Genomic DNA, 16,293 nt, shown 5'->3' on the forward strand with positions numbered 1-16,293 from the left:
AACACTGTAAATACGGCTAAAGCGGATGTCCCTCCCCTTTGCCCGCATGCTGCCACTCTTCAGGTTTTTATGTGATGATTGAATTAAACGGGTTAAACAAATCCTACGCAGCCACAGTTGCCTTGCGTAATGTTAATTTATTTATCCAGGAAGGTGAGATTTTTGGCATAATTGGCAGAAGTGGAGCCGGTAAATCAACCTTGCTACGCTGCATCAACTTACTTGAGTATCCCGACACAGGGGAAGTCATTATCGATAATGAAAATATCACCACACTTTCTGCCAGCCGCCTGCGTAAGGCACGTTATAAAATGGCGATGATTTTCCAACACTTTAATCTGTTAAGCTCTAAAACAGTCTATGACAACATAGCTCTTCCCATGCAGATACAGGGGATACCTGAGCCAGATATCAAGGCTAAAATTGATGAGTTATTACCTTTAGTCGAGCTTGAGGAAAAAATAAATTTTTACCCGGCACAACTTAGCGGCGGCCAAAAGCAGCGCGTTGCAATAGCCCGTGCATTAAGCTGTTCGCCTAAAATCCTGCTTTGCGATGAGGCTACCTCCGCCCTGGATCCTGAAACCACAGGCTCCATCCTGGAATTACTTAAAAAAATTAATGACCTCTATGGAATTACAATTGTACTAATCACCCACGAGATGGAGGTAGTAAAGCGAATCTGTCATCGATTGGCGGTTATGGAGGCTGGAGAAATTACCGAAACAACAGCCTTATCCAATGTTCTGAATAAAAAAGACAGTCAGGCCCGCAGCATGCTCTATAGCCAACTAAGCCCCAAATTACCTGCATGCCTGAACCATAGCTTATCACCTATACCCAATAACAAACCATTGTTACGCCTGCTATTTCAGGGCGAGAATGCGACCGTCCCTTTTATCAGCCAAGCCAGTCGAGAGTTGAATCTGGACATTAATATTCTACTCGCCAATATCGATCGGTTTGATATGATCACATGCGGCGTACTGATCGTTGAATTATCAGCAGACAGTACGTTGTTGGACTTGTTTATCAAGCGTTGTGAAAAATCCAATTTAACCGTGGAGATTCTAGGTTATGTCACTGACGATGCTTTATGATTTATTAATAGCCAGCGGTGAAACCCTATATATGGTTATCGCCAGTACCCTATTTGCCGTTTTACTGGGTTTACCGCTAGGTACCCTTCTTTTTACCAATAATAAGATAAAGCCGTACCCTGGCATCAGTCGCTTAATCTCTGGCTTTATTAACATTACCCGCTCCATCCCCTTTATTATCTTGCTGGTAGCGCTCATCCCCTTTACCCGTCTGCTGGTAGGCACATCCATTGGTATTCACGCCGCCATGGTTCCCCTCACTCTGGGAGCAACGCCCTTTTTTGCCCGTCTGGTCGATAATGTTTACCAGGGAATCCCTAATGGCTTAATTGAAGCTGGATTTTCTATGGGCAGCAATACCTGGCAAATGATCCGCCATATTTTATTACCTGAGGCTTTCCCGGCTTTGATACAGGCAACCACTGTCACTGCTATCACTTTGGTTAATTATTCTGCTATGGCCGGTACCGTTGGGGGCGGGGGGTTAGGCGATCTGGCAATTCGTTATGGTTATCAGCGATTTAACCTGATGGTAATGCTTGCCACAATCGTGGTGCTTATTGTTATCGTGCAATTACTGCAAATGGGCGGCGATCGCCTCGCACAGCGCTTCTCGCATACTTAATAAAGGAGACAATAATTAATGCGTATTCTTAGCTTGTTTATATTCATTATCAGCCTGGTTGCTTGCAGCAAACCTTCGCCAAATACCTTAACTATTGGCACAATTGCAGGCCCTGAGACTGACTTGGTTGAAGTGGCCAAAGAAGTAGCCAGCAAACAATACGGGTTGGAAATCAAAATCGTAGAATTTAATGATTATAATCTGCCAAACGAAGCATTGGACGATGGCAGTCTGGATGCGAATGTATATCAACATTTACCTTATCTGCAAGCAGCAGTGAAAGCTCACCATTACAATATCGAACCTATAGGCAAAACCTTTGTCTTCCCTGCCGCTATTTATTCAGCCAGGTACAAGTCGCTATCTCAACTACCCGATAAGGCTATCATCGCCATACCCAACGATCCCAGTAATGAAGCACGAGCCTTGTTGCTCCTGAAGAAGGCCGGGCTGATAAGCTTGAAAACCAAAGACGCCTCTTCGGTTGCTGATATTGCCGCCAATCCAAAGCACCTCTATATCAAAGAACTGGATGCCGCCCAGCTGCCAAGGGTTTTAGCAGACGTTGATGCAGCCGTTATTAATACCACCTTTGCAATTCCTGCAGGCTTAAGCCCCTCTCGCGATGCAATTTATATGGAAAGCAAGGATTCCCCTTATGCTAATTTAATCGTTATTCGTAAGAACAGTAATAAAAAGCCCCAGCTTGAGCAATTTGTCAAGGCGTTTAATTCACAGGAAGTTAAAGACAAAGCTAAAGAGCTATTTGGCGATGCAGCTATACCAGCCTGGTAGAGTCAAATACCCTATAGGTTGTTAACCTGTCATAGTGGTTAACAACCTAACAATTCCTGATAAAATAAACAGCAATATTTATAATATACATTTTTGCAGGTGAGCCCATGCCAATTAAAACGAAACTTTCTACTATCCACCAAATGGCATTATTGGTGAATTCTATGGAAAATTCTTTTGGACTATTAGCAAGAATGCTTGAGGTTGATGAAAAAGAATTAGAAATTTCTCTATCAAGATACCTTAAGGTAGAAGATAAAAATCAAATATTAATAAACTTGTGTAAAAGAAACGAGGCTTCGTTTGGTAAAGAATATAAGTGGCCACTACAAACAATCCTTCTTCGTCGTTTGACTTTTTCAGATGTTCATCATGCGTTTACAGGGGATAAGCGAGTAAATAAAGCCAGTACTTTGCTTGGTGTATGCCCAAGCTCGTTAACGGATCAGCTGAAAAAATATAACTTACAAGCAAATAATTTAGCAAGGATGAGTATTGCTGAGGCCAGAGCCGAATTTAAAGGGGATTATGATAAGGCACTGAAATCCCGACGTAATCAATCTGTCAATTTAGCCAGGAAACCTAAATCCAAGAGTAAAGTATTTTCCTCACCGTTACATAAAATCAGCCATCCAGAGAAAAATCCAGCAGCTGGGGTGAAGAGAAGAAAGGTAGTCACTGAGGATTTACCTCCATTCCCACCAATAGAAAATTTCAATAGCTTGTACAATTTTCTTGATACCCTGACCTCTCAAGACCCCGCTTCAAATTCTAAAATCATGCAAATAAAGGATACCGATGGCCTGTGCGATTTTCTTGATACCCTGACCTCTCAAAAGACTGCTTCAAATATTGAACAGACTAAAGAGCCTGCTAAAAATCAAGCTTTTCCTTCCGCCTGGTTTCAATTTTTTCCACCCCCATCCCCGATATCTATCAGTGAAGAAGAGAAAACCCCAACTGAAACTAATGGGCCGGGCTAATCTCATTTCAGAAGCCCGTAAAAAACTTGTGCGGCATAAAAAATGTTGTCGTTTTGTTTTAAATTTGCTTAATTATAACGTAAGAATTTAATGTTATAATTTATCTAACCGGTTTTAAAGGGGGAACGTTATGTCGTCTCTTTGGGATAGACCCATATTGCGTAGTTTCAGAACATCTAAAGATATTAATAAATATTTTAGCCATGAAGCACAGGAAAAATTCTTTGCTGATTATCGAAAAAGTGTAAACCTCGATAAGGGGCTTTCTGGTACCCAGAGCTTTGAAACCTATAACCAGAATCGTATTTCAGCTATGAATGGTTTTTCTTCCCTAAAGGACGACAAGGGCAATGCTGTTCTCAAAGCACCCGATGGCACCTCTTTTGCCGATGCCTTTAAACCATCAACAACTGATTCAGAGCAAATAAAAAACTCGAAAGAAGCGGTTGCCAATGCTTTGGAAAATGCATTAAAGGAAATTCCTGATACTCCAGGATCAGCTGCTTCTCCGGCAGTTCCTGGCACTGAAACTAAAAGAAAAGAGTATCAAAAAAACCTGGAAGTCATTAACAATGCATTAAAAAAGACGCCCCCCGAATTCGATCCTCATAAGATTGTTGGTTTTCTGCATATAACAAAAGCCGAAGCCGTTGACGCAATTAAAGCCCAACAGCAACATGAAAAAACCCAGCTGGCCGCATTATTTAAAGACCCTGAATTTACTAATAATTTAACAGCCAGTTTGGGAGTCAGCACTGATCCTGCCCAATCGAAAGTCGAGCTGGAAAAGATTAGGCAGGATATGACAAACGCATTGGAAAGCTCCCATCAAAAAAACCTGAAAGCGTTTGAGGATTCCTTTAATAAAAGTCTGGCTGATATCCACCGTGCCGCACAGCGGGAAAGGGATCGTATTACCTATCTGGCAGCCATGTATGAACACAATAAGGATATGCGGGCAGCAATAGAAAGAGAGGCCAGAAAGCACCCGGCAGATCCTGCCCCCAGCATTCAGTATAATATGGATAAAGGGAAAATTAGCTTAAGAAACGTTAAAGTAGAAAATTTGGATACCATCCAAACCATAACCGGTATGAAAGTAAACTATAGCGACGGCGAATTTTCTATTGGGTCAAGCAGAATAGAATTCCTTAAAAGTTTTTTCAGCCGCCATAAGCGAATGGAATATCAGGCTCAAAGTCTGGCCGAAGCAGTCAGAGCCTGTGGTCATGACAGTATTGAGATGAAAGCAAATCATGATCATGATCCCAAAAAAGCGGAAGAAGCAGGGCGAGTTATGTATGAGGCAGCGATTAACGCAGGCTTCGACCCCAAGAAAATCACCATCATCGTCAATGGTAAACAAATGAGCGATAAATATGATCCTAAAACGGGTGAAGTTACCACCCCTGGTGAATTATTCAAAGGGGAAAGTGCCCGTTATGCTCGTACACAACGCATAGCAAGCGAAATAAAACAATATAACGAAGCAGTATTCAAGCCAAGTGCCCAACAGCAGTCTGCTCTAAAGCAAGAGCTTAAGGGTATGCGCGAAAGCGCTAAGCCTGCACCAGCCCCACAACCTGGCAATACATTAGGTAACACTTGAAATTTCAATATTATTATGTCTAAAAAATTCCACTGTTTTTGACAGTGGAATTCTGTTATTGTCAAAAAAGCCCAAGTTGTTTTTTATGGAATTAAATACTCGGTACAGGGAGAAGACGATGGCTATTCGACGTTTTGATGACTTCGAGACAGAACTTGAAGATTACCTTGAATCACAAGACAGCGTCAATGAAACAGGCTTATGTACCAAACTGGAAAGGCGCCGGCGCATCGAAGAGCTTTTTGAGGAAAAACGCTTAAGAAAAGAGTTGGACGAATTTGATTTAATTTAATTACAATCTTTTGTTCCTGCTTCCCAAGTTCTCATAGCATACCGTTAAACGCCAATGCATCTGCATACTGGATAAAGTTCAGGAACAAAAGATCAATCGCCTCCCCTGTCCACAGGGATGTAAACATCAAAACGTACGGTTTTTCCCTCTATGGAAAAATCCGGAGGCAATAAAGGCTTGTACCCCTGGGGCCATTTAACTACCACTCTTTTGCTCACCCTTGCTTTTGCTAGTACTAAAAGCTCAAGGGAGTCATCTTGCCTGTCAATAAGCTTTTGTAATACCTGCATATCCTTCTTCACCAAAGCCGATTTTTGTCTCTCCGGATGCATGGGATCAATATAAATTACGTCAGGATAATCCTGGGGAGCCAGGTTGTGGAGAAAATCCAGAGCATTGCAAGGATGTAATTGCAACTGTAGTGACTTCTTTGAAGAGTCATCACGCCGCATCAATGCATCAGCAAGCAAAGCAGCCATGATTGGCTGTCGCTCCAACATGATCACTTCAGCGCCAAAACTTGCAAGCACTGCAGCATCACGCCCCCAACCTGCTGTAGCATCAATAATACGGAGTCCTTTCGTCGGCTTACACGCCCTGATGAGTCCTTGCTTTTTTCCTGCATCACGGCGTTTTTGCCAGGTTTGTCGTGAGAAATCCGCGTATAAAGGCGAAAACCCATTAATCTTGAGAACAACCCTGTCCGCTGTCACCAGCAGTCGATCTTTGGCCTGATTATCAAGTCTTAGCCCCAATTGCTTTGCAAGCTGTTGTGCTTTCCCAACCTGAGCGGCACTTTCATAACCAATCGCAATAGAATCATTCATGGTAAACCAGCAAGGAATCAATGCACTGCGCCAAAGAGGTAAATACAGGGACATGGGGATATTGCCGCAGGGCTTGCCTATCTGTCATCGGCGAAAGCACCATCATCGGTGTGGCGCCAACAGCCTCTGCTGCCTGGATGTCAGACACCCTGTCACCAACAAAAGGCACTCCCTCAAAAGAAGAACATCCCAAACGCTCAGCAAGGGCCTTTAGCATGCCAGGTTGGGGTTTTCGGCAAAGACAACCAGCATCCGGCAAGTGAACACAGTACTCAATAGCTTCAATCTCACCTCCTGCTGCCCTTACGGCTGACATCAATTTTTCATGAATTGCTGCAAGATCACGCTCAGTATAATAGCCTCTGGATACCCCGGACTGATTAGTAGCTACCCCTATACGATAGCCCGCCTTGGTCAGACGAACCAACGCATCAATGCTGCCAGGCAGAAGGATAAACTCATCAACCGATTTGATATAATGGAGAGAGTCCTGATTAATAACTCCATCCCTGTCCAGAAGAATAACCTTATTCATAAATTAAGCTGTAGTAAAGAAATATCTGCAACCCCTTGCAGCAGGGTTTGTAAGCGAATTAGCAACCGCAGCCGATTTGCTTTAAGCGCCTTGTCATCGACCATGACCATAACATGCTCAAAAAAAGCATCTACAGACTCTCGCATACTGGCTAATGTGGTCAGGGTATTCTTATAATCATTCGCTGCATAAAATGGCTCAACCGTTTTTTCAACCATACAAAGCTGCATAAAGAGCGATTTTTCAGCGTCCTCCACTAAAAGATTTTCATCAACAGGGCTGGTACTGTCTGTAAACTCAGACTGCTGCAATAAGTTATTGACGCGCTTGCAAGCTGCAGATAATGCAGCAGCCTCTGGTAAATGAATAAATTCCGCCAACGCCTTGATTCGCTTGTCAAAATCAAAAAGCCAATCCCACTGACGGGCACGCACTGCCTGGAATAATTCAGAATTAATTCCCTGGCCTTGATAATAAGATTGCATGCGCTCAAGAATAAAAGGCTGCAACTCAGCTATTGCAGGCTTATTATCAGGCAATTGCTCCCCATAGACTTTGAGTGTTTCAGTAATCAAGGTCGATAGATTAAACTGCGCAGAAGTTAAAATTAATAAACGCACAACAGCCAAAGCATGGCGGCGTAATTTAAATGGATCCTTCACCCCAGTCGGTTTTTGCCCAATAGCAAAAATCCCGGTTAAGGTGTCTATTCTGTCTGCCAACGATAACGCAAGCCCTAATTTAGAGGAGGGTAGTTTATCGCCTGCAAAACGAGGCATGTATTGTTCCCTTAAGGCAAGAGCTACTTCTTCAGATTCCCCATCATGAAGGGCATAATAATAGCCCATCAGCCCCTGAAGCTCGGGGAACTCACCTACCATTCCTGTCATTAAATCACATTTGGATAATTCTGCTGCCCGCTCTGCTTGCTGCTCATTTAAGGCAAATGGGGTACTTAACATGCTCATCAATGTCTGCATTCGCATTGCCTTATCCCGCAAACTGCCCAGTTTGGCTTGAAAAACAACGTTCTCGGTAGCAGCAATATGATGGCTTAGGGGTTGTTTTTTATCCAAATGGAAGAAAAAGGCAGCATCGCTTAACCTTGCACGCATTACTTTTTCGTTACCCGTTACTACCTGTCGGGGATTAGAACTGCTGATATTTGCTACGGTAATAAAATGTGGCAACAGGTTACCCGCCTTGTCTTGCAGGGCAAAGCATTTTTGATGTGACTGCATGGACGCAATCAATGCCTCAGGCGGAACGTCTAAAAATTCCTGCTCAAAATTGGCAACAAGGGCTTGCGGCCATTCAACAATAGAGGTCACTTCATCGACTAACTCATCCGGCATAATAGCCTGGGCATGATTCTCTGCAGCGAGTTTCTGCACCTGCTCTTTGATCAGTTCCCGCCGAGCTGCAAAATCCGCAACGACAAAAGCTTCCCGAAGCAAGGGTTCATAATCCTGAGCCTTATCAATCTCAATGGATTGCGGGTGGTGAAAGCGATGTCCGTAACTGTAACGGCCTGTCTTTACACCAAAGATATCTCCATCTATCAGCTCCTCACCCCATAACATAACAGCCCAATGGACAGGGCGAGCAAATTCTGCATCCCCGCTTCCCCAGCGCATTGGCTTGGCAATAGGCAAAGCATGCAGTGCCTGAAGAATAAAGGTTGGCAGAACCTCTTTTGTTTTGGCCCCTTCGCGGCAGGTTTCATAAATTAGCCATTCGCCCTTATCCGTTTTACTGATCTTAAGCTGTTCCAACGCAGCACCACAGGATTTGGCAAATCCTGACAGAGCGGGCGTAGGCTGACCTTCTGCAGTATAAGCGGCAGCTAATGCCGGACCACGACGAGATACAATTTGACTTGGTTGGTTTTCCTGCATATCGGTTATTAAAATAGCCAATCGCCTGGGTGTGGCAAAAGATTTTACCTTTCCATAACCAATTTCAGCCTTATCAAGCAGGGCCAGAAGATTACTTGTCAACGCTTCGGCTAAAGGCCAAACTGCTCCTGATGGAAGCTCTTCACATCCTAATTCAAATAAAAAATCATTCACCATTACACACCTTTCTGCATAGGAAAACCCAGCGCTTCACGCGCATTATAGTACGTCTGGGCCACTGCTCTGGATAATTGACGAACCCGCAGAATATACCGTTGTCTCTCAGTCACTGAAATAGCTCGCCTTGCGTCTAGTAAATTGAACGCATGCGAAGCTTTCATTACCATCTCATAAGCAGGCAAGGGAAGATCCAGGGCAACCAGCTTCTGCGCTTCTTCCTCATAATAATCAAATTGTCTAAACAGCACTTCCACATTGGCATACTCAAAATTATAAGCAGACATCTCTACTTCATTCTGGTGGAATACGTCACCATAGGTTACTGTCCCATAAGCGGTTTTACTCCAGGGTAATTCAAACAGATTATCCACCCCCAAAATAAACATCGCAATCCGTTCAAGACCGTAGGTTAGCTCGCCGGTAACCGGCTTGCATGTTAACCCGCCGACTTGTTGGAAATAGGTAAACTGGGATATTTCCATCCCATTTTGCCAGACCTCCCAACCCAATCCCCAGGCACCTAAAGTGGGTGATTCCCAGTTATCTTCAACAAAACGAATATCATCAGCCAGTGGGTCAACACCTAATGCACGAAGAGAGTCCAGGTATTTTTCCTGAATGTTCAGCGGTGAGGGTTTGAGCACTACCTGAAACTGATAATAATGCTGGACGCGGTTTGGATTTTCACCATAACGCCCATCGGTCGGTCGCCGGGAAGGCTGAACGTAAGCAGCCGACCAGGGTTCAGGGCCTATTGCACGCAAGAAGGTAGCAGGATGAAAAGTCCCAGCTCCAACTTCCATATCCAGAGGTTGCAATATCAGGCAACCTTGTTCTGCCCAAAATTGCTGTAGCGTTAAAATAATATCTTGGAATGTGCCAGGTTTTGCCATATTTTTCTCAAATCATGAATACTACCAGAAATGGTCAGATGGTAACATTTCTACAAAAAATCGAAACCCCATTTTCTTCCTGAACCTAACTTCCGATATTATTAAACCACAGTTCCGCTTACTATGGTTCCCGCGGTCAAACCGCGGGAATTCGAGTCATGGGGGGATAAAAAAGCGAATTAATTTATTAAAGCAACTATCTCAGTTATTCGAGAACTGGAACGATAAGTTTAAGCCTACAAGCATAAATGATTGTCTAGCTATTGGAGGACGCCTTCTTGATTAACTCCTGCAATACCTGCTCACTTGCTGCTCCAGGAATAAATGAAGGCGAAGCACCTTCTTTCAACTTGCCATTTGCAGTGGCAGCAACAATAAAGGCCGGAGTTCCCATTAAATGTAATTTTTCAGCCAGCTCACGATTAGCATTTAAAGCATCAGTAACGGTTTTGCTGTCCATGTCTGTTTTTAATTTGGTCATGTCCACGCCAACCGATTTAGCAACATCCATAACTAACTGTTCATTCAAACGCTTGTCTTGCTTGATTAAGGCTTCATGCATGGCTTGGTACTTTCCTTGCATTGCTGCTGCCAGTGCTGCTCTGGACGCTATATCAGAGCTTTTACCGAAAATAGGAAATTCCTTATATACTACCCGTAAATTAGAGTCTTTCTTAACCAATTCACTAATTACAGGTGCCATTTTTTTACAATGGATACACTGGTAATCAAAAAACTCAACCAGCGTGACACTTCCCTTTGGATTGCCAACTACAGTTAAACTGTCATCAAATAATTGGTTGGCATTTTCCTTAATTGCGACTTGTGCCTGTTGCTGCATAACCTGCTGTTGTTTTTGCTGCAGTGCCTGAGAGGCTTCCAGTAAAACCTCTGGGTTATTAACCAGGTAGTTATGGATTACTTTTTCTATTTCTTTTTTTTGTGCTTCAGACATCGCAGCTGAAGCATCAGCAGCCATAGCCAGCGGTGAAGCCATTGCTGTTATTAGTGAACCGGCAGTTAATAAAGTTTTTAATTTCACACCCTTCCCCTTAGTCGTTTATGAGTCAAACTTAACAACAGCAACGTAGCACCAGCGCTGACTAAATTCAATAGCTTTATCTAAAAAGAGCAATCTTCAAGAATAGTCAAATTGGCATAGGCCAATACCAGCCACTTCCTACCATGCTCTGAAAATTTTATCTGCACGCGGGTATGGGCACCACTTCCCTCGATTGCCAGGATGACTCCCTGGCCGAACTTGGCATGACTGACAGCCTGTCCTAATCTTAAACCTGATTTCTCCTGGGCGGAATCGGGTAACCGCTGTTGAGAAACTGCAGGCTGGAAACGCGCCTTAACACGTATTTCATCCAGCAATTCTGTGGGCAGCTCACGCAAAAACCGGGAAGGACGATGGTATTCTTCACGTCCATATTGGCGGCGTACTTCCGCATAAGACAAAATAAGTTTATCCATCGCCCGAGTCATTCCAACGTAGCAAAGCCTACGCTCTTCTTCAAGGCGACCAGGCTCTTCAATACTCTGTTTTGATGGAAATACACCTTCCTCCACCCCTGTTAAGAAAACCAAGGGAAACTCCAATCCTTTTGCGGCATGCAATGTCATTAAATGCACATAACGTTCATGCGCTTCAGCCTGCATCTCTCCGGCCTCCAAGGAAGCATGGGCAAGAAAAGCAACCAGTAAGGGCAGCTCTTCTTCTACACTATCCTGTTCATAACGAAACTGCTTGGCGGCATTCACCAATTCTTGCAGGTTATCCAGCCTGGACTGTGCTTTTTCCCCCTTGATTTTTGCAAAATGGGCATATAAGCCACTGGTTTTAATGACTTCATCAATCTGCTCATCCAGCGCCTTCTCAGCCGTTTCCAACTGTAATTTCTTAATCAGCTCAACAAAATTGGACAGTGCGGTTGCCGCTCGCTGGGGTAGAAGCTTGGCATTTAGTGAGCCTTCAGCTGCCTGCCACAAGGAAATCCCTTCTGTTTTAGCCAGATGCCTTAATTCTTCAAGAGTCTTCTCACCAATGCCTCGTGTAGGGAAATTGACGACTCTTTCAAAGGCCGTATCGTCATTCAGATTAGCCAGCAGGCGTAAATAAGCAAGGGAATCCTTGATTTCCGCACGCTCAAAAAACCGTACTCCGCCATAAATACGATAAGCAATGCCCGCCCGCAGCAAGGCTTCTTCAATCACCCGTGATTGAGCATTAGACCGGTAAAGGATAGCAATTTCATCGGCACTGCGATCCTGGTTGAGTTCCATTAAGATCCGCTCACTGATAAAACGAGCCTCGTCCAGTTCATTAAAAGCACTGTAAACAATGATCTTTTCACCACTGCCCCCTGCAGTCCACAAGTTCTTCCCCATTCGTGCATTATTATTGGCAATCAACGTATTGGCCGCTTCAAGGATTGTTGAGGTTGAGCGATAATTCTGCTCCAGACGAATAACCTGAGTACCCTTAAAATCCTGAGAAAACTGTTGAATGTTTTCCACCCTTGCCCCTCGCCAGCCATAAATTGATTGATCATCATCGCCTACAGCCATTACAGAAGCCTGCTCACCAGCAAGCAAACGAATCCATGCATACTGAATCGTGTTTGTATCCTGAAACTCATCAACCAAAATTGCCTGAAATCGCTGACGATAGTGGGCTAATAAATCGCAATTATCGCGTAATAATTCATGGGTACGCAGCAACAGTTCCGCAAAATCAATCACTCCCGCAGTCTGACATGCCCCCTCATAAGCCTTGTAAATTTCTACCCAGGTACGGGAAGGGCCATAGGGCATAACATGTACATGCTGAGCCCTTAACCCCTCATCTTTTTTATTGTTAATAAAGGCTTGCGCCTGTTTAACCGGCCACTGGTTTTCATCAAGGTTTAAGGAAGCCAAAACCCGTTTAATTACTCGAGCCTGATCCTCGCTGTCCAGAATGTGAAATTGTTCAGGCAGCCTGGCCTCCTGGTAATGACGCCGCAGCAAACGATGACACAAGCTATGAAACGTCCCTACCCACCACCCTGACAAGGGTGTTTCAAGCATTGCATTTAATCGTGTCTTCATCTCACCTGCAGCCTTGTTGGTGAAAGTAACCGCCAAAATAGAATGGGGAGAAAGATGCTCTTTCTCAATAAGCCAGGCAATACGGCTCACTAATACCCTGGTTTTACCGCTCCCGGCACCAGCGAGGACTAATGTATTCCCTAGCGGTGCAGTCACTGCTTCCCGCTGCTTTTCATTTAACCCGTCAAGCAATTTCATTGAATTTAAAACCTGTTAATTTAAATTTCCCGCATTATCTTAAATTTAGCAGCCAAAAACAAAATTTTAGCCATTGCTGGGTGCAATTAAACTGTGGTTGGTGTTAATTGCACCCTCCATTGCTATCCCAAAAGTATCGCTTCAGTTGCTATTCTTATGCAGGATAAGCTAAGCTGTTGTTGATTGAGAGGATAAATCTATTAAAATTTCAAGGAGGGTTATGCATTCCCTTTTTCCTGCCATCAAGCCCTATAATCAACATGAACTGCCGGTCAGTCCCCCTCATGTTCTTTATATTGAGGAAGTTGGCAATCCCAAAGGCAAGCCGGTAATCGTCTTGCATCATGGGCCTGGAGCCGCTATAACCCCTGACCTGCGGCGTTTTTTTAACCCGGAAGTTTACCGTATTATCCTTTTCGACCAACGAGGTTGCGGCCGCTCCAAACCTTACGCCGAGTTAATGGATAACACGACCCCTCATCTACTGGATGATATCGAAGCTATCCGAGATTACCTCGGTCTCACCCGCTTTGTCCTCTTTGGCAGCGGCTGGGGTTCACTCCTGGCACTGCTTTATGCCCAAATGTACCCACAGCAAATTGCAGCTTTATTATTAAACCAACTCTTTTTGGGCAGGAAAAAAGACATTGACTGGTTCTACCAGTCAGGCGCAAATCTTGTTTTCCCCGACTATTGGCAACATTTCATCAGTATAGTTCCCCCTGATGAACAACATGACATCATTGGCTACTATGCTCAATGCCTGCAGGATAACAACGAACTCGCCCGCATGGCAGCTGCTAAACACTGGGCTTTATGGCAGGCACATTGCAACAGCCTGCACCCCCACTTTAACCTTATCGACCAATACAGCGTACCGCATTTTGCATTGGCTCTTGCCAAGCTCGAATCCTATTACATCAGTAACCATTATTTTATTGAAGAAAACCAGGTCATTAATGAAGCTGATAAAATCAGGCATATTCCTGCTTATATTATTCATGGCCGTTACAATATGGTTTCGCCTCTTGGGGGTGCCTGGGATTTGCACCAGGTACTTAGCGCCTCCAATCTGAGAATAATTCGGGATGCCGGACATTCTGAGCTGGAGCCAGGGATTATTGATGCGTTGGTTACAGCCACTAAAGAAATTGCAAGGCAGGATTTGGATGTATGTTAATTGTAATCCAGCGGGTTCAGCAAGCCCATGTCACTATTAATGAACAAATCGCAGGTTCAATCTCTCAAGGGTTAGTTATCCTCTGTGGCTTTGAGAGTCATGATAATCAGCAAACCCTGATTCAGATGCTTAAGAAATGCCTTAATTATCGAGTTTTCAACGATAATCAAGGGAAAATGAACTTAAGCCTGAAGAATATCAACGGTGGTTTATTACTGGTACCACAATTTACCCTGGTTGCCGACACCAATAAAGGGTTACGTCCGAGTTTCTCCAAGGCAGCTCCGCCAAAGGCAGGTCAAGACTTGTTTCAACAACTGTTAACCCTTGCTCGTGAGAATCATCCGACTGTTGCAAGTGGACAATTTGGTGCCGACATGCAGGTTCACCTTTGTAATGATGGGCCAGTAACCTTTGTTTTTCAGTTTTAGACAGCCTGTGGCAGACCCAAACTTTGAGTTTCCAATGTACTCAAACTGGTGTAACATCATCTTAAAATAGCAAACAAAAATAAAAAAATCATGCGCTTAATTGCCATTCTTTCGAGCCTAATCAGTGCTTTAATGCTTGCTGCCTGTATGCATAAGGGAACCAATCCAGCTGATCCTTACGAGCCAATTAACCGTGAAATTTATAAATTTAATATGGCCGTTGATGCCACCATGCTGAAACCGGTCGCCAGAGTTTACAAAGCGGCAATACCTGCCCCGGTAAGAGCAGGTGTTAATAATGCCTACAATAATGTGGCCATGCTACCAACGGTAGCCAATGATCTTTTTCAGGCGGAATGGCGCTTCGCGATTAAAGACAGCTGGCGCTTTTTAATTAACTCAACCTTTGGCATAGCCGGTCTATTTGATGTTGCGGATCAACATTTTAGCCTACCGCCTCACTATAATGATATGGGGTTAACCTTTGCCAAATGGGGTGATAAGAAATCACCTTATATCGTCATTCCCCTGTTAGGCCCAAGCACCATCCGCGATGGCATGGGTATGATTTTTGATTACTCTATCTTTACGCCTTATTTTTATATTAGAAATGATGCAGTTATCTGGGGACTGGCAGGTTTGAGGTATGTTGATTTACGTTCACAGATGTTTGAAACAGAAGCCGTATTTGATCAGGCGTTGGATAAATATGCCTTTATGCGGGATGCCTACCTGCAGCATCGCAACTTCCGGATTACCGGAGAACAACAAGAGGATGGTTCACTGTATATCGATGAAGAAGACTTTGGCAATTACATTGATGATGATGACACTCCCCCTGTTAAAAATACCAAACCAACTAATGCCAGTATAAAAAATGCTTCACATAGCCCTGTATCAACCCGAAATCCCGCCTAACACAGGGAATATTATTCGTTTGTGCGCCAATAGCGGCGCACAGCTTCATCTTATCCATCCTTTAGGCTTTGCCATAGATGATAAGCGCATGCGTCGCGCAGGCCTGGATTACCATGAATGGGCTAATGTCATTCATTACGATAATGAAGCACATTTTATTGAGCAAAACCAAAAGCGGCGCATCTTTGCCTGCTCAACTAAAGGACAGAAAAATTACCATGAAGTAAGTTATCAGGATGAGGATATGTTGCTGTTTGGGCCAGAAACACGAGGCTTACCTGCTGATTTAAGAGAACGCTATACCGCGATTCGTATCCCTATGTGCCCGCATAGCCGCAGCCTTAATTTATCCAATTCAGTAGCGATTATTCTTTTTGAAGCCTGGAGACAACTGCAGTTTCATGGCATCTGACAACATACGTAGCCTTGATGAGCCTAGGCTCATCAAGGCTACGTCCTTTCATATACTAACTGCAACGAGCGAGGTCATTACTCTTTGTATCAGAACGCTAGGGTTTGTTGACAATTGGAGCCAGAGCCTACGTTCCGCGCTTTATGCGCGGAATCTAGTCTCAAACCTTGTCAAGAGGATGGTTAGTTTCGTGTAGTTTGAGTGGATCCCGCGCATAAAGCTTCCAATTGGCCCTAAGTTTTTATTGACAAAGCTCTTATAATGCTGTTTAAGAGCTTTTTTATTTTAATGGAGTAAGAAGTGCTTGGTACAGGAACAACA

General features: G+C 43.9%; 16 protein-coding genes. 10 read left to right on the forward strand and 6 right to left on the reverse strand.

Annotated elements, in window-relative coordinates:
* The first annotated feature begins 74 nt into the window (after positions 1–74).
* The 6 genes from E1O65_RS00910 to E1O65_RS12510 all read left to right on the forward strand — a co-directional run bounded on the left by E1O65_RS00910 (position 75) and on the right by E1O65_RS12510 (position 5,404).
* Positions 75–1,100 (forward strand): ATP-binding cassette domain-containing protein, encoded by a 1,026-nt coding sequence (locus tag E1O65_RS00910; protein WP_133131710.1) that lies wholly within the window; start codon positions 75–77, stop codon positions 1,098–1,100.
* Positions 1,078–1,725 (forward strand): methionine ABC transporter permease, encoded by a 648-nt coding sequence (locus E1O65_RS00915; RefSeq protein WP_133131711.1) that lies wholly within the window; start codon positions 1,078–1,080, stop codon positions 1,723–1,725. The genes E1O65_RS00910 and E1O65_RS00915 overlap by 23 nt, the downstream gene beginning before the upstream one ends.
* 18 nt (positions 1,726–1,743) lie before the next feature.
* A complete protein-coding gene (locus E1O65_RS00920) occupies positions 1,744–2,520 on the forward strand; it encodes a MetQ/NlpA family ABC transporter substrate-binding protein (protein WP_133131712.1) in 777 nt (258 codons plus the stop codon).
* Positions 2,521–2,627: 107 nt separating this feature from the next.
* On the forward strand, positions 2,628–3,503 hold the full coding sequence (locus tag E1O65_RS00925) for a hypothetical protein (protein WP_133131713.1): 876 nt from the start codon (positions 2,628–2,630) through the stop codon (positions 3,501–3,503).
* A gap of 130 nt (positions 3,504–3,633) precedes the next feature.
* Positions 3,634–5,112: a hypothetical protein gene (locus tag E1O65_RS00930; protein WP_133131714.1), complete on the forward strand. Its 1,479-nt coding sequence runs from the start codon at positions 3,634–3,636 to the stop codon at positions 5,110–5,112.
* A gap of 118 nt (positions 5,113–5,230) precedes the next feature.
* Positions 5,231–5,404, forward strand: a complete 174-nt coding sequence (locus tag E1O65_RS12510; protein WP_165474868.1) for a hypothetical protein — start codon at positions 5,231–5,233, stop codon at positions 5,402–5,404.
* Positions 5,405–5,496: 92 nt separating this feature from the next.
* Here the strand turns inward: E1O65_RS12510 and E1O65_RS00935 are convergent, their stop codons facing one another.
* From E1O65_RS00935 to uvrD, 6 genes are all read right to left on the reverse strand, one after another.
* Positions 5,497–6,231, reverse strand: a complete 735-nt coding sequence (locus E1O65_RS00935) for a class I SAM-dependent methyltransferase (protein ID WP_133131715.1) — start codon at positions 6,229–6,231, stop codon at positions 5,497–5,499.
* Positions 6,224–6,766 carry a D-glycero-beta-D-manno-heptose 1,7-bisphosphate 7-phosphatase gene (gene gmhB, locus E1O65_RS00940; protein WP_133131716.1) on the reverse strand — a complete coding sequence of 181 codons (543 nt, stop codon included), beginning with the start codon at positions 6,764–6,766 and terminating at the stop codon, positions 6,224–6,226. The genes E1O65_RS00935 and gmhB overlap by 8 nt, the downstream gene beginning before the upstream one ends.
* On the reverse strand, positions 6,763–8,841 hold the full coding sequence (gene glyS, locus E1O65_RS00945) for a glycine--tRNA ligase subunit beta (protein ID WP_133131717.1): 2,079 nt from the start codon (positions 8,839–8,841) through the stop codon (positions 6,763–6,765). Before glyS ends, gmhB begins: the two co-directional genes overlap by 4 nt.
* The gene (glyQ, locus tag E1O65_RS00950; RefSeq protein WP_133131718.1) at positions 8,841–9,737 is read right to left on the reverse strand and encodes a glycine--tRNA ligase subunit alpha; all 897 of its coding nucleotides are present in this window, start codon (positions 9,735–9,737) and stop codon (positions 8,841–8,843) included. Before glyQ ends, glyS begins: the two co-directional genes overlap by 1 nt.
* Before the next feature lie 256 nt (positions 9,738–9,993).
* Positions 9,994–10,779 carry a DsbA family protein gene (locus E1O65_RS00955; RefSeq protein WP_133131719.1) on the reverse strand — a complete coding sequence of 262 codons (786 nt, stop codon included), beginning with the start codon at positions 10,777–10,779 and terminating at the stop codon, positions 9,994–9,996.
* An 80-nt stretch (positions 10,780–10,859) separates the two neighbouring features.
* Positions 10,860–13,031 carry a DNA helicase II gene (gene uvrD, locus E1O65_RS00960; protein ID WP_133131720.1) on the reverse strand — a complete coding sequence of 724 codons (2,172 nt, stop codon included), beginning with the start codon at positions 13,029–13,031 and terminating at the stop codon, positions 10,860–10,862.
* A gap of 220 nt (positions 13,032–13,251) precedes the next feature.
* On the opposite strand from uvrD, the gene pip reads away from it, so the two are divergent.
* The 4 genes from pip (at position 13,252) to trmL (ending at position 15,972) form a co-directional block, all read left to right on the forward strand.
* Entirely contained in the window at positions 13,252–14,211 is a 960-nt protein-coding gene (gene pip, locus E1O65_RS00965; RefSeq protein ID WP_133131721.1) for a prolyl aminopeptidase, read from the forward strand.
* A complete protein-coding gene (gene dtd, locus E1O65_RS00970; protein ID WP_133131722.1) occupies positions 14,205–14,642 on the forward strand; it encodes a D-aminoacyl-tRNA deacylase in 438 nt (145 codons plus the stop codon). Before pip ends, dtd begins: the two co-directional genes overlap by 7 nt.
* Positions 14,643–14,732: 90 nt before the next feature.
* Positions 14,733–15,560 carry a VacJ family lipoprotein gene (locus E1O65_RS00975; protein WP_133131723.1) on the forward strand — a complete coding sequence of 276 codons (828 nt, stop codon included), beginning with the start codon at positions 14,733–14,735 and terminating at the stop codon, positions 15,558–15,560.
* The gene (gene trmL / locus E1O65_RS00980; protein WP_133131724.1) at positions 15,520–15,972 is read left to right on the forward strand and encodes a tRNA (uridine(34)/cytosine(34)/5-carboxymethylaminomethyluridine(34)-2'-O)-methyltransferase TrmL; all 453 of its coding nucleotides are present in this window, start codon (positions 15,520–15,522) and stop codon (positions 15,970–15,972) included. Before E1O65_RS00975 ends, trmL begins: the two co-directional genes overlap by 41 nt.
* Positions 15,973–16,293 lie beyond the last annotated feature (321 nt).

Origin of the sequence: Legionella sp. W10-070 (genome assembly GCF_900640175.1) — a bacterium.
Taxonomy (GTDB): domain Bacteria; phylum Pseudomonadota; class Gammaproteobacteria; order Legionellales; family Legionellaceae; genus Tatlockia.